This window comes from Streptomyces sp. NTH33 (assembly GCF_003236365.1).
In the GTDB taxonomy this organism is placed as follows: domain Bacteria; phylum Actinomycetota; class Actinomycetes; order Streptomycetales; family Streptomycetaceae; genus Streptomyces.
Map to the genome: position 1 here is coordinate 1 of NZ_POTZ01000216.1, position 11,821 is coordinate 11,821.

An 11,821-nucleotide genomic window follows, 5' to 3' on the forward strand; every position below is an offset into this window, starting at 1 on the left:
GGCCGGGAGAGGCACAGGGGCCGGGTGTGGCGTGGGTCGTACGGCTCACGCCTCCACCTCCGCCGGCTCGGCGGCGCTCTTCCTGACGGGCGCCCGCAGCACCTGGTACTCGGCGAGGTCCACCCGCCGCGTGACCCGCCGGAACTCGGCCGTCGTGCCGGGCCAGACGGTGGTGTTGCGGCCGCTCGCGTCCAGGTACCAGCTGGTGCAGCCACCGGTGTTCCACACCGTGCGCCTCATGCGGTCCTGCACCTTGCGGTTCCAGGCGTTCACCGCGCTCGGGCGGGCGTCGAGGGCGGCCCGGCCGCCGAGGACGTCCAACTGCCGCAGGAAGTCGGCCATGTAGTTCAGCTGGGACTCGATCATGAGGATCATCGAGGAGTTCCCGAGGCCGGTGTTGGGCCCGATGATCGTCATCCAGTTCGGGAAGCCGGCCGCGGAGGCACCGCGCAGCGCCGCCATGCCGTCCTTCCAGGTCTCGGCGAGCGTACGCCTGTCCGCGCCGACGACCCGCTCGGCGATCGGCAGGTCGGTGACGTGGAAGCCCGTACCGAAGATGATCGCGTCGGCCTCGGTCTCGGTGCCGTCGGCGGCGACGAGGGTCGACCCGCGGACCTCGCCGAGCCCGCTCGCCACCACGTCCACGTTGTCCTGCACGAGTGCCGGGTAGTACGTGTTGGACAGCAGGATCCGCTTGCAGCCGATGCGGTAGTCCGGGGTGAGCTTGGCGCGCAGCTCCGGGTCCTTGACGGCACGGGCCATGTTGCGCTTGGCCAACTGCTCGACGAAACCGAGCTCATTGGGGTGCTTGGTGAACGCCTGGACCTGCAACTCCCGTATGCCCCACAGCAGTCCTCGGCGCAGCTGCGTGGTGAACGGCAGCGCGCGGTGCAGTGAGCGCTCCACGCCGCTGATCGCGCGGTCGACGCGGGGCAGCACCCACGGCGGAGTGCGCTGGAAGACGGTGAGCCGGGCGACCTCCGGCTGGATGGACGGCACGATCTGGATGGCGGAGGCGCCGGTGCCGACCATGGCGACCCGCTTGTCGGCGAGGTCGTAGTCGTGGTCCCAGCGGGCGGAGTGGAAGACCTTGCCGGGGAAGGAGTCGAGCCCGGGAACGGCCGGGACCTTCGGGTCGGACAGCGGTCCGGTGGCGGAGACGACGACGTCGGCGGAGAGGTTCCCGCCGGTGGTCTCGATGTCCCAGCGCAGCTTCCCCGCGTCCCAGGTCATCTTCTTGACCTCGGAGTCGAAGCGGATGTGCGGGCGGAGGCGGAAGACGTCCGTGACGTGCTCCAGATAGGCGCGGATGTGCTCCTGCCCGGAGAAGGTGCGCGGCCAGTCGGGGTGGGGCGCGAAGGAGAACGAGTACAGGTGGGAGGGCACGTCGCAGGCGCACCCCGGGTAACTGTTGTCGCGCCAGGTGCCGCCGACGCTGCCGGCCCTCTCCAGCACGACGAAGTCGGTGATCCCCTCCCGGCGCAGCCGCACGGCGGCGCCCAGCCCGCCGAACCCGGACCCGATCACCGCCACCCGCACGTGTTGGTGCCCCGACATCGCGCCCCTCCCTGCCTCGCGTACCGCGACTCGCGTCCAGCCCTCAGCGACTCTGCCAGTGAACACTGGCGCAATGGGGAGCGTAGAGGAGGTGTGTACCGATGGGTAGGGGGCGGGCAGGTCGTTTTGCCTCAACGGCCGCCGCCGGTACACCATAGGCTGCTGCCGTGGCGGAAGACGGTGGAGAGCGCGACGGACGGGCCGGGGGCCCCCGCGAGTACCGCATGGAGGAACTGGCCCGGCTGGCCGGCATCACCGTGCGCACCCTGCGCTTCTACCGCGAGCGCAAGCTGATCCCGCCGCCGCGCCGCGAGGGCCGTATCGCCTGGTACGGCGACCGCCACCTGGCCCGCCTGCGCACGATCTCGGCGCTGCTGGAGCGCGGCCACACCCTCAACGGCATAGCGGAACTGGCGGAGGCCTTCGACCACGGCCGGAACGTCGGCGACCTGCTGGGCCTGGACGCCCCCACGGAAGAGACCCCGGTCCGCCTCACCCCGGAGGACCTCGCCGACCACTTCGAGGGCGAGGTCACGGCCGAGAACCTGGCCGCCGCCATGGAGCTCGGCTACGTCGGCACCGACGGCGGCGAGATCGTCCACGTCAGCCGCCGCCTGCTGGACGTCTCCTCCGCCCTGGTCCGCGAGGGCATCCCCCTCGCCGAAGTCCTCGACGCCGGCCGCCGCGTCCGCGAACACGCCGACGCCCTGGCCGCACTCTTCACCGACCTGATCCTCCGCCACGCCCCCGAGGAGGACCTGCGGCGCCTGCGCCCGCTGGCGAAGAGCGTGGTGGAGGCGGAACTGTCGATGGCGCTGGACCGCCGGCTGCGGAAGCAGGCGTAGCAGGCTCTAGAGGTCGTACACGACCGTCACCGGCGCGTGGTCGGACCACCGCTCGGCGTGCGTGGCCGCCCGCTCCACGAACCCCTTGACGGCCTTGGCGGCGAGCCCGGGAGTGGAGACGTGGTAGTCGATGCGCCACCCTGAATCGTTGTCGAAGGCCCGCCCCCGGTAGGACCACCAGGTGTACGGCCCCACCGTGTCCGGATGCAGAGCGCGCACGACATCGACGTACCCGCAGGCGGTCGGGGTGAAGACGGTGCCCAGCCACTCCCGCTCCTCCGGCAGGAAGCCGGAGTTCTTGGTGTTGCCGCGCCAGTTCTTCAGGTCGGCCTGCTGGTGGGCGATGTTCCAGTCGCCGCAGACGAGGACCTCGCGCCCGTCGGCGGCGGCCCGCTCGCGCAGCTCCTTCAGATAGGCGAGGAACTCGCCCATGAAGCGGACCTTCTCGTCCTGCCGCTCGGTGCCGACCTCGCCGGAGGGCAGGTAGAGGCTGGCGACGGTGACACCGGGCAGGTCGGCCTCGACGTACCGCCCGCTGCCGTCGAACTCGGCCGAGCCGAAGCCGATCTGAACGCGGTCGGGTTCGCGGCGGGTGTAGAGCGAGACTCCGGCGCGTCCCTTGGCGGCGGCGGGCGCGTGCACGACGTGCCAGCCGTCGGGCGTGCGGACGTGCTCGGGCAGCTGATGCGGCTCGGCGCGCACCTCCTGCAGGCACAGCACGTCAGCCTGGGTCCCGGCGAGCCACTCCACGAAGCCCTTCTTGGCGGCGGCGCGCAGTCCATTCACATTGACGGAGGTCACAGTCAGCACTCGGGCACCATACCTGCACACTGAACGAGGTCTTTTCGAAGACCGCGCCCCTGCCCGTCATCGCATCGACATACGGTTCACCACATGCATATCCGCCCCGTGCCCTTCGACCACCCCGACGCCGTCAAGCTGAACGACGAGGTCCAGGCCGAGTACCACGTCCGCTACGGCGACGGCGGCGACGCCACGCCCCTCGACCCGGCCGACTTCCGGCCGCCGAACGGCCTGTACCTGATCGCCTACGACGAGGACGGCTCCCCCGTCGCCACGGGCGGCTGGCGCAGCCAGGACAAGAACGCCGAGGGCAACGAGGACGGCGACGCCGAGCTCAAGCGGATGTACGTGATCGAGCGGATGCGCGGCCGGGGCCTGGCCCGCCGCATCCTCGCCGCGCTGGAGGAGGACGCCCGCGCCACCGGCCGCCTCCGCATGGTCCTGGAGACCGGCGACCAGCAGCCGGAGGCCGTCGCCCTCTACGCCTCCAGCGGCTACGAGCCGTGCGCCAAGTTCGGCTACTACCGCGAGTACGACTCGAGCATCTGCCTGGCGAAGATGCTGTAGGGCGCGCCGGCAGGACTGGGGCCGGGGTTCGAGCTCGGGTTCGGGCGTGGGTTCGAGCTCGGGCCCGAACTCGGACTCGGACTCGGGCCCGAACTCGGACCCGTCAGAGCTTCCCGCCGATCTCGCACGCCCGGCACGGCGGCCGGCCGCACGTGCACTGCATGAGGGCGTCGAGGACCTCGCGGTCGTGATAGAGGCACTCGTCCTTGCAGGTGTGGCGCGGGATGAATCCCGCCGGGATCTCATCGGGCCACGGCTCGTGGCCGTCCCTGCAGCGGGCGAACCGCTCGGGGTCGCTGGAGTGCAGCTCGTGCATGCTCGACCGTGCCTCGTCCTCCAGCTCCCGCACTCGCTCCACCAGGCTCTTCAGCTCGGCGGCGATGCCGACGTACTGGTCGACGCCGGTCCTCACGTGCGCGGCCCGCAGCGCCATCGCCGCGTTGCCCAAAAACCTGCCGGCATCCTGAAGGTCGGTCACGTGATGCAACTGAATGCCGTTCACGCCTCGTACCCACACGGCGTCCATGTTGCTCACCGATCCGCTCTCCTTGGCTTTCTTGCGAGACAGTATGCGCGGCGCCGATGCCTCCGCATAAGAAAAATCAATCTATTTACCGAAACTAAAAGCCTCGGTCGCAGCCGTCCAGCAAAATTTGGAGTGAGTCGGCTCACAGCAGGCTTGAGGCCGCAGCAGGCACGGCATGCCGGAAGATCCATTGCCCCCTCGCATGGTGGATCTTCTCCTGGTTCCGCACAGCGCCTGACTGATCAACGCGGCCGCTCGTTCATGCCGGCTTCTGGCGGGCCCCGGCGCACACCACGGGCTGCCGGAGCAGGTCAGGGAGGGGCGACCCGCCCCGACTTGACACGCCCATTGACGGGACGTCTCCTTGAAGAGAGGAAACAGCCGCGGCACACGTTTTTCCAGGCGCGCCGCACACTCGGGTTCGAGCGTCCAGCGGTTTCCGGAGCGATAATGGCCACTTACGAGTATCTGTGCAGCCACTGTGGCTCTTTCGACGTGAAATTGGCGATCGGAACGGCACCCAAGACGTATGGCTGCCCCGTTTGTACAAGCCCTGCGAGGCGTTTGTACTCCGCGCCCGGCCTGTCGTTGACCTCGAGCGCGTCCGCCGCCCTCCACGAACGGGAGGAGCAGGCCCGTGAGGCCCCGGCAGTGGTTTCCGAAGTGCCGCCGCGCACAAGGCCGGAGCGGCGACCGCACCCCGCGCTCTCGCGGTTGCCGCGTCCCTGACTGTCTCCACCTCACACGGAGTCAGGAGGTGTGTCCCCGTGGGAAACGTGGGACTGCTCTTTGTCGGCGCGGTGCTCTTCATCAATGGGTTACTGCTTCTCGGCAAGGTCGATGCTCGGGCAGGAGCGGTATTCAACCTGTTCGTAGGCGCACTGCAGGTACTGACGCCGACTTACCTCATCTTCACCGCCGGCGGCGATCCCAAGAAGATCCTGGCGGCATCCGGCATCTACCTGTTCGGGTTCACCTACCTCTATGTGGGTATCGGCCTGCTCGTCCTCCTCGACACCACCGGGGTCGGCTATTACTCATTGTTTGTGGCGATTTCCGCCCTGGGATATTCGTACGTCAATTTCCGGCTCTTGAAGGACTACCCCTTCGGGGTCATCTGGCTCTACTGGGCCTTGCTGTGGTTCCTGTTCTTCCTGCTGCTCGGCCTCAAAATGGACCAGCTCACGACCTATACGGGCTGGATCACCGCGATCGAGGGCTGGGTCACCGGCGCCATCCCCGCGGGGCTGCTGCTCTCCGGCTACTGGAAGCACCCCACCGAGACCGCCATCGCCCTGGGTGTCTTCGGCGTGCTGATGTTCGTGGGGCTGTGGCCGCTCACCCGTCAATCGCCTCAGCCGACCCAAGCCGCTCCGCCGGCCAATAGTGCGGGCGCTCCACCATCACCGGATCAGAAGTGAGGATTTGACATGCCCGAAATCATCTTCCGTGTGGACCAAACCAAGTCGATGCGTGAGCAGGACGTTCCCGGACACAACAGGTGGCACCCCGACGTCCCCAACGCCACCATGGTGAAGCCGGGAGCGGAGTTCCGGTTGGAGACCCGCGACTGGACCGACTGCCAGATCGGCGACAACGACTCCGCCAACGACGTGCGCGACATCGACCTGACCATCCCTCACATGCTCAGCGGCCCGATAGGCGTGGAGGGCGCCGAACCCGGCGACCTGCTCGTCGTCGACATCCTCGACCTCGGTCCCGTGCCGCAGCAGAGCGGGGACGCGGCGGGCCAGGGCTGGGGCTACACCGGGATCTTCGCCAAGGCCAACGGCGGAGGCTTCCTGACCGACTACTTCCCGGACTCCTACAAGGCCATCTGGAACTTCCACGGTCAGCAGGCGGTCTCCCGCCACCTGCCCGGCATCCGCTACACCGGGATCACCCACCCCGGGCTGTTCGGAACGGCACCGTCGGCCGAGATGCTCGGGCGCTGGAACGCCCGCGAGAAGGCGCTGATCGACACCGACCCGAACCGGGTCCCGCCCCTCGCCATACCTCCGGACGCCAACAACGCGCTCGCCGGCACGGCCACCGGAGACGTCGCCACCCGCATCGCCGAGGAAGGCGCACGCACGGTGCCGGCCCGTGAGAACGGCGGCAACCAGGACATCAAGAACATGACCCGCGGCTCGCGGGCCTTCTTCCCGGTGTACGTCAAGGACGCCAAGCTCTCCGCGGGCGACCTGCACTTCAGCCAGGGCGACGGAGAGATCAGCTTCTGCGGCGCCATCGAGATGGGCGGCTTCATCGACTTCCATGTCGACCTGATCAAGGGCGGCATGGAGAAGTACGGCGTCACCACCAACCCGGTGTTCATGCCCGGTAACGTCGAGCCGCGCTACACGGAGTTCATCAGCTTCATCGGGATCTCCGTCGACCACGACACGGACACCAACTTCTACATGGACGCGACGCTGGCCTACCGGCGGGCCTGCCTCAACGCAGTCGAGTACTTCAAGAGGTTCGGCTACAGCGGCGAGCAGGCCTACCTGCTGCTCGGCTCCGCACCCATAGAGGGGCGCATCAGCGGCATCGTCGACATCCCCAACGCCTGCTGCTCGCTGTACGTCCCCACTGCCATGTTCGACTTCGACGTCCGGCCCTCTGCCGCCGGCCCGACGAAGGCCGACCGCGGCCAGTGCGCCCTGACCACCGCCTGACCTGACCACGACGGCAGGGTTCCGCTCCGCTCCTGGCCCGCGCGGGGCGGACCCGGCGGTAGCGTGACCGCCATGACGGCTGAGGGCGAGGCGCTGACCGGCGGCATGGTGAACGCGGGGGCGGTCTTCCGCCGGGGAGCGCTGGTGGAGCGCCCGGCGCCGCGCAACGCGCGTGCTCTGCATGCCTATCTCCATGCGCTGAAGGAGCACGGCTTCGACGCGGCGCCGACCCCCGTCGGTCTCACCGGGGATGGCCGTGAGCAACTGACCTTCATCCCCGGCGAGGTGGCTCTGCCGCCGTTCCCCGACTGGGCGATGACGAAGGCCGCCCTCGCATCGGTGGGAAGCCTGCTGCGGCGCCTGCACGAGGCCGGCGCGGCCATCGAAGTCGACACCCGCGTCGAGTGGCCCCGGGACCTTGCCGACCCGGAGGGGGGAACGGTGCTGTGCCACAACGACGTGTGCCCGGACAACGTCGTCTTCCGCGACGGCCGTGCCGCCGCCCTGATCGATTTCGACCTGGCGGCCCCGGGCCGCCCCCTCTGGGACGTCGCCATGACCGCCCGCTACTGGGTGCCCATGGCCGACCCCGCGACCGCGGCCGACCTCCACCCCGCCGGGCTGGACGCGCCCGCACGGCTGCGGGTCCTTGCCGACGGCTACGGCCTCCCGCCGCGGGACCGCGCCGAACTGCCCGGCGTCATCGAGCAGGCCACGGAGGTCTGCCGGGCCTTCGTGGCCCGCCGCGTGGCCGACGGCGACTCCGCCTACCTCCAGGCCCTGGCCGAGCGCGGCGGATGGGAACGCTGGGACCGCGTGCAGACCTGGCTGGCGGACCACCGCACGACGTTCACGGCAGCCCTGCTGAACTGACTCGTCCGGTCGTCCGAGGACAAACTCACCGGGCGTTCTTGGTGCCGTGTCCGACCCCCTGCAGCACCGCCAGCAGCTCTCGGCCCCGGCCACTACGTCGCAGGACGCCGCCCCGACCCGTGGTGCCCCGTGAGCCTGATCAGGGTGCCGTCTCGGAGTCGGCGCCGTCCTCATCGGTGTCATCGGCCGTGGGGAGACGCCGACCACGCGACTCCGCCACGCGCAGTACGTCGGCCAGGCACTCGGACAGCCGGATCGCGGCGTACCGCACTTCGACGTTCGGGGACAGGGGATCGCCCAGCACCCGCCGGGCTGCGACGAGCACCTCCAACCCCTCGGCCAGTTGCAGGTCCTCCGTCTCGTCGGCCAGGCGGGAGACGTATCCGTTCCCACTGCCGTTGGCGAGGAAGCAGGGCTTGCCGTCCGGCGAGAGCCAGGGCAGCAGCCGGAGCGTGGTGCGGGCATCCATCAGGCCGCCGCCTTCTCCGCGCCGACGACGTGCCGATCGAGGTCGATCCCGAAGTCGGCGGCGAGGACGAGGGCGAGACGCCGGGGGCGCTGACGTGCTTCTTTCTGCTCGTGGGCGGCGATGTGCGGCTCGTGGAGGCGGGACCGGCCGTGATCGCGGAGGTGTTCTCCCGGTCCCATGAACGCGAGCTGTTCGAGGAGCCGGGGGACGATCCGCACTGCGCGGCCGTGGTGAATCTGATCCACTGACTGGGCGAGGAGACTGCACCTGGGATTACCTCCTTCCCCGGGACGACAGCACCCTTGGCGACCACGCCACCAGGTGCGGCAGGCCGCGCGATGCGCCGGGCCGCCGCATCGCTCCGCATCCCTCTTCCAGGCGATGGCGCAGCAAGGAGTTTCGAAGTAATTTCAAAGTCATGAGCGCCGAGAACGCCGCTGTGAACTTCTCCGAACTGGTGAACAAGAACAAGCAGACACTGGCCCGGCTCAAGGAAGCGCCGCGCCTCCTGCTGCACCGCAGAGACGGCGAGGATCTGGTTCTCACCACTGCGGCCCGGGCCGAGCAGGACCAGACCGTGGTGTCGGCAGCCACGCGGATGCTGGCTGCGATGGCGCGCCGGGAACCAGGAAGCATGGAGCTGCTCCTCGACATACTGCCGGACGCCTTCCCCTGGGTCCGTTTCCTGCCCGAGTCCGACCTCCACGCCTTCACCGTCGAACTGGTCGACACCATGCGTGCCGCCGATTCGCTCGGCAACAGCGCGTCCGTCGCGCAGATGCTCGTCGCCTGGCAGCACACCGCGGAGGTCTACTCCGACCCTGAGCTGCTCGCCGCACTGACCAGGGACCACGGCGACGACTACGGGCCGGCGCCCGACCCGCGGGACGTCGCATGACAGCGGGCCGCGGCGACCGGGCCGCGCCTCCTGCGCCGGAGGGCCACTGGGAAGTCCGCTTCGCGGACGCGGCCTCGGCCAAGGGCTGGGAAAGCCTTGCCCAACAGGCCCGAGAGAACACCTACCGTGCCTGGACCACCATGCGCACCACCCCCAGACCGGCCACGGAGACACCCCGGCACCACCGGCTCAAAGGCGGTCTGGCGCACGGCACCCATCGCGGACAGACCTGCGAGCAATGGCAGATCGAAGTGACCGGTGGCGGACGCATCTGGTACCTCCTGGACACCGTCCGGGAGACCTGCTGGATCATCTTCGCAGGCACAGGGCATCCGCGAGCCACGGATCGCCGCTGAGTCAGCACGGCCGCATGGGCGGAGGAGAGGGGCGGGCGGCACCCGACCGCCCCGTTCCGCCCCCGGTCGCTCAACGTGGCCGGTACACCGACACGACGAAGAATGCGGTCGTCTCAAATGGGTTGTTCAGCAAGGCGGTTCTCCGGCGGAGTACGTCGGCGTCGATGTGATGGGCGGTGGGGCCCATGAAGGACAGGGCCTCGATGTCCTGGGTGCTCAGGGGCATGACGTACTCCACCGCTTCGGTGTGAGCGCGCCGGAAACGCACGGAGAGCGTGCGGCGCAGGCGCTCCTCCTTGGCGGGGTTGACCGACAACAGGTCGAGGTGCCGCTGGAGCTCGCCGAGGTGCCGCGGTGCGGGGGTAATGACGAGCAGGGCGCCGCCCAGCCGGAGGACCCGGTGGAACTCCGGGCTGTTGCGAGGCGCGAAGACGTTGAGCACGAGGTCGACGGAGCGGCTGCGTACCGGTAACGGCCGCCGGATGTCCCAGCCGGCAGCCGTTGTGCGGGGGCGGACCTGGGCCGCCCGGCGGAGCGCGTGCGGGGAGGTGTCCAGTCCGAGGCCGGCGGCGTCGGGGAGGGCGTCCAGGAGGGCGGCGAGGTAGTGGCCGGTGCCGACTCCGGCGTCCGGCACGGTGCCGTCGGGCGGGCACAGCTCCGCGGCGAGGCCGACGAGTCCGGTCCGGGCCGGAGGGCCAACGCCGCTGCCGTGACCGCTGTGTTCAGAGGAAGAAGTGCGGGATGCTGAGGCATGCCATGGCTTGAGGCCACAGCGAGCCGCCAGTACACCGACAGCCGACCGTCAACACGTCGGAGCCCCGGTCGGTGATCACCGACCGGGGCTCCGAGCTGCGTGGACCTGAGGGGATCTGAATCCCTGGCCCCCTCGATGCGAACCACGGGCACAAAGGTAGCTGAGGTCAACTGGCCTGGTCACGAGGGTGGTAGCGGTTCAGGACGGTCCGCGGTGGTCGCCACGGTCGCTGTACTTCTGTGCTGTACCGCAGGCGCCTTGAAGAGCGGAGGCCCAGGGCCGCACCGGGGACACAGAGCCGTCAGAGCGGGTTGAGGCGGGCCTTGAGCAGGCAGAACTCATTGCCCTCGGGGTCGGCAAGAACGTGCCACTGCTCCTCGCCGGTCTGGCCGATGTCGGCCGGGCGCGCCCCGAGCTTCAGGAGGCGCTCGAGCTCGGCGTCCTGATCGCGGTCGGTGGCGTTGACGTCGATGTGCAGCCGGGACTTCCCCGGCTCCGGCTCGTCCCTGCGGCTGAGGATGATCGTCGGCTGCGGGCCGCCGAACCCTTCGCGCGGCCCGATCTCGATGCAGTCGTCCCCTTCGCGATCGAGCACGACGAAGTCCAGGACCTCGCACCAGAACCGCGCCAGCACCTCGGGGTCGCGGCAACCGAGCACGAGTTCACTGATACGACATGCCATGGACGAAACCTGCTCTCAGCGTGGGAACTGCCGGGGCGGCCGCGCGCGGAGCTCTTGGGCTCCCCGCAGCGGGAACACGCCCAAGACCGTACCGGGCGGGGCGAGCAGGTGCGAAGGGTTTTTGGATCCTCGCCTCGCCCGGACGGGTCGCCGGACGAGGCCCGTAGGCCGCAGGGCCAAGTCCGGCTGCGGGCCACCGGACCCGCAGGCAGGTACGGCGCCCCCGCCACCCCGGTGCCGGCGGTCCCCTGCCGGAGGCACTGTTCTGACCTCGGCCGTGCCGTCTCAGTCCAGCCCCGGCCTGGTCTTCGCCCCCTTGTGGGCGCGGGCGGGCGACGGCGCGCGGTCCCGGTGACGAAGGCAAGAAGGGGCGACGCGCCGGGCGCTGCGCAAGCTCGGCAAGCACCTCGGACGGCAAGATCCGAAGTAGTTGCTGTGCTTCGCTGCTGTACGACACGTCAAAGCCCCGGTCGGGAATTCCCGACCGGGGCTTTGAGCTGCGTGGACCTGAGGGGATTTGAACCCCTGGCCCCCTCGATGCGAACGAGGTGCGCTACCGGACTGCGCCACAGGCCCTTGCAACGAGGGAAACTTTAGCATCCCCGTCCGGGTGGTTGGAAATCCGTTGCCGGGCCGGTCGGGGGCGGGGCTCCTGAGGCGGTGTCCGGTCCTGGGTCACTCGTTGGCCGCGCGGGGGCGGTCGCCGTCCTCGTACTGGTCGAAGAGCGGGGTGCGGCCGCGCTCACGGGAGCGGCGGGCCGAGGCGGCGAGGGGGGTCCCTCCGCGCGAGCGCGTTCTAGCGTGGGGGC

Annotated in this window: 15 protein-coding genes and 1 tRNA gene; 9 read left to right on the plus strand and 7 right to left on the minus strand. The window is 69.6% G+C overall.

The window, feature by feature from the left end:
* Positions 1-45: 45 nt before the first annotated feature.
* A complete protein-coding gene (locus C1I97_RS20545; RefSeq protein ID WP_111004686.1) occupies positions 46-1,557 on the minus strand; it encodes a flavin-containing monooxygenase in 1,512 nt (503 codons plus the stop codon).
* Positions 1,558-1,781: 224 nt separating this feature from the next.
* Here C1I97_RS20545 and C1I97_RS20550 point away from each other — a divergent pair, with 224 nt between their 5' ends.
* Positions 1,782-2,402, plus strand: coding sequence for a MerR family transcriptional regulator (locus C1I97_RS20550; RefSeq protein ID WP_111004687.1), 621 nt, complete (start codon positions 1,782-1,784; stop codon positions 2,400-2,402).
* A gap of 6 nt (positions 2,403-2,408) precedes the next feature.
* Here the strand turns inward: C1I97_RS20550 and C1I97_RS20555 are convergent, their stop codons facing one another.
* On the minus strand, positions 2,409-3,212 hold the full coding sequence (locus C1I97_RS20555; protein ID WP_181446820.1) for an exodeoxyribonuclease III: 804 nt from the start codon (positions 3,210-3,212) through the stop codon (positions 2,409-2,411).
* 84 nt (positions 3,213-3,296) lie between these two features.
* On the opposite strand from C1I97_RS20555, the gene C1I97_RS20560 reads away from it, so the two are divergent.
* On the plus strand, positions 3,297-3,773 hold the full coding sequence (locus C1I97_RS20560; protein ID WP_111004689.1) for a GNAT family N-acetyltransferase: 477 nt from the start codon (positions 3,297-3,299) through the stop codon (positions 3,771-3,773).
* 103 nt (positions 3,774-3,876) lie between these two features.
* Here the strand turns inward: C1I97_RS20560 and C1I97_RS20565 are convergent, their stop codons facing one another.
* Positions 3,877-4,299: a hypothetical protein gene (locus tag C1I97_RS20565; RefSeq protein ID WP_111004698.1), complete on the minus strand. Its 423-nt coding sequence runs from the start codon at positions 4,297-4,299 to the stop codon at positions 3,877-3,879.
* A gap of 450 nt (positions 4,300-4,749) precedes the next feature.
* Between C1I97_RS20565 and C1I97_RS42735 the strand changes: the two genes are divergently transcribed.
* From C1I97_RS42735 to C1I97_RS20585, 4 genes are all read left to right on the plus strand, one after another.
* A complete protein-coding gene (locus tag C1I97_RS42735; protein ID WP_111004690.1) occupies positions 4,750-5,028 on the plus strand; it encodes an FmdB family zinc ribbon protein in 279 nt (92 codons plus the stop codon).
* 38 nt (positions 5,029-5,066) lie between these two features.
* Positions 5,067-5,720 (plus strand): AmiS/UreI family transporter, encoded by a 654-nt coding sequence (locus C1I97_RS20575; protein ID WP_111004691.1) that lies wholly within the window; start codon positions 5,067-5,069, stop codon positions 5,718-5,720.
* A gap of 9 nt (positions 5,721-5,729) precedes the next feature.
* Positions 5,730-6,980, plus strand: coding sequence for a formamidase (gene fmdA, locus C1I97_RS20580; RefSeq protein WP_111004692.1), 1,251 nt, complete (start codon positions 5,730-5,732; stop codon positions 6,978-6,980).
* 72 nt (positions 6,981-7,052) lie between these two features.
* Positions 7,053-7,853, plus strand: a complete 801-nt coding sequence (locus tag C1I97_RS20585; RefSeq protein WP_111004699.1) for a phosphotransferase — start codon at positions 7,053-7,055, stop codon at positions 7,851-7,853.
* A 139-nt stretch (positions 7,854-7,992) separates the two neighbouring features.
* Here C1I97_RS20585 and C1I97_RS20590 read toward each other — a convergent pair whose 3' ends face one another.
* Entirely contained in the window at positions 7,993-8,322 is a 330-nt protein-coding gene (locus C1I97_RS20590; RefSeq protein ID WP_111004693.1) for a hypothetical protein, read from the minus strand.
* Between the two features lie 29 nt (positions 8,323-8,351).
* Between C1I97_RS20590 and C1I97_RS40010 the strand changes: the two genes are divergently transcribed.
* The 3 genes from C1I97_RS40010 (at position 8,352) to C1I97_RS20605 (ending at position 9,576) form a co-directional block, all read left to right on the plus strand.
* Positions 8,352-8,570 carry a hypothetical protein gene (locus C1I97_RS40010; RefSeq protein ID WP_181446821.1) on the plus strand — a complete coding sequence of 73 codons (219 nt, stop codon included), beginning with the start codon at positions 8,352-8,354 and terminating at the stop codon, positions 8,568-8,570.
* A gap of 170 nt (positions 8,571-8,740) precedes the next feature.
* Positions 8,741-9,220 (plus strand): hypothetical protein, encoded by a 480-nt coding sequence (locus tag C1I97_RS20600; RefSeq protein WP_073949401.1) that lies wholly within the window; start codon positions 8,741-8,743, stop codon positions 9,218-9,220.
* The gene (locus tag C1I97_RS20605) at positions 9,217-9,576 is read left to right on the plus strand and encodes a hypothetical protein (RefSeq protein ID WP_111004695.1); all 360 of its coding nucleotides are present in this window, start codon (positions 9,217-9,219) and stop codon (positions 9,574-9,576) included. The genes C1I97_RS20600 and C1I97_RS20605 overlap by 4 nt, the downstream gene beginning before the upstream one ends.
* Before the next feature lie 70 nt (positions 9,577-9,646).
* Here the strand turns inward: C1I97_RS20605 and C1I97_RS20610 are convergent, their stop codons facing one another.
* The 3 genes from C1I97_RS20610 to C1I97_RS20620 form a co-directional block, all read right to left on the minus strand.
* Positions 9,647-10,210 (minus strand): methyltransferase domain-containing protein, encoded by a 564-nt coding sequence (locus tag C1I97_RS20610; RefSeq protein ID WP_258382662.1) that lies wholly within the window; start codon positions 10,208-10,210, stop codon positions 9,647-9,649.
* A 421-nt stretch (positions 10,211-10,631) separates the two neighbouring features.
* Complete coding sequence (locus tag C1I97_RS20615; protein WP_111004697.1) at positions 10,632-11,012, minus strand: VOC family protein; 381 nt, start codon at positions 11,010-11,012, stop codon at positions 10,632-10,634.
* A 502-nt stretch (positions 11,013-11,514) separates the two neighbouring features.
* Positions 11,515-11,588: transfer RNA gene (locus C1I97_RS20620), tRNA-Ala, on the minus strand.
* Positions 11,589-11,821: the final 233 nt, after the last annotated feature.

Coding starts and splice junctions, on each gene's coding strand:
- C1I97_RS20585 (WP_111004699.1), top strand. CDS start 7,053: ATGACGGCTGAGGGCGAGGCGCTGACCGGCGGCATGGTGAACGCGGGG.
- C1I97_RS20565 (WP_111004698.1), bottom strand. CDS start 4,299: ATGGACGCCGTGTGGGTACGAGGCGTGAACGGCATTCAGTTGCATCAC.
- C1I97_RS20600 (WP_073949401.1), top strand. CDS start 8,741: ATGAGCGCCGAGAACGCCGCTGTGAACTTCTCCGAACTGGTGAACAAG.
- fmdA (WP_111004692.1), top strand. CDS start 5,730: ATGCCCGAAATCATCTTCCGTGTGGACCAAACCAAGTCGATGCGTGAG.
- C1I97_RS20560 (WP_111004689.1), top strand. CDS start 3,297: ATGCATATCCGCCCCGTGCCCTTCGACCACCCCGACGCCGTCAAGCTG.
- C1I97_RS42735 (WP_111004690.1), top strand. CDS start 4,750: ATGGCCACTTACGAGTATCTGTGCAGCCACTGTGGCTCTTTCGACGTG.
- C1I97_RS20545 (WP_111004686.1), bottom strand. CDS start 1,557: ATGTCGGGGCACCAACACGTGCGGGTGGCGGTGATCGGGTCCGGGTTC.
- C1I97_RS20605 (WP_111004695.1), top strand. CDS start 9,217: ATGACAGCGGGCCGCGGCGACCGGGCCGCGCCTCCTGCGCCGGAGGGC.
- C1I97_RS20615 (WP_111004697.1), bottom strand. CDS start 11,012: ATGGCATGTCGTATCAGTGAACTCGTGCTCGGTTGCCGCGACCCCGAG.
- C1I97_RS20590 (WP_111004693.1), bottom strand. CDS start 8,322: ATGGATGCCCGCACCACGCTCCGGCTGCTGCCCTGGCTCTCGCCGGAC.
- C1I97_RS20550 (WP_111004687.1), top strand. CDS start 1,782: ATGGAGGAACTGGCCCGGCTGGCCGGCATCACCGTGCGCACCCTGCGC.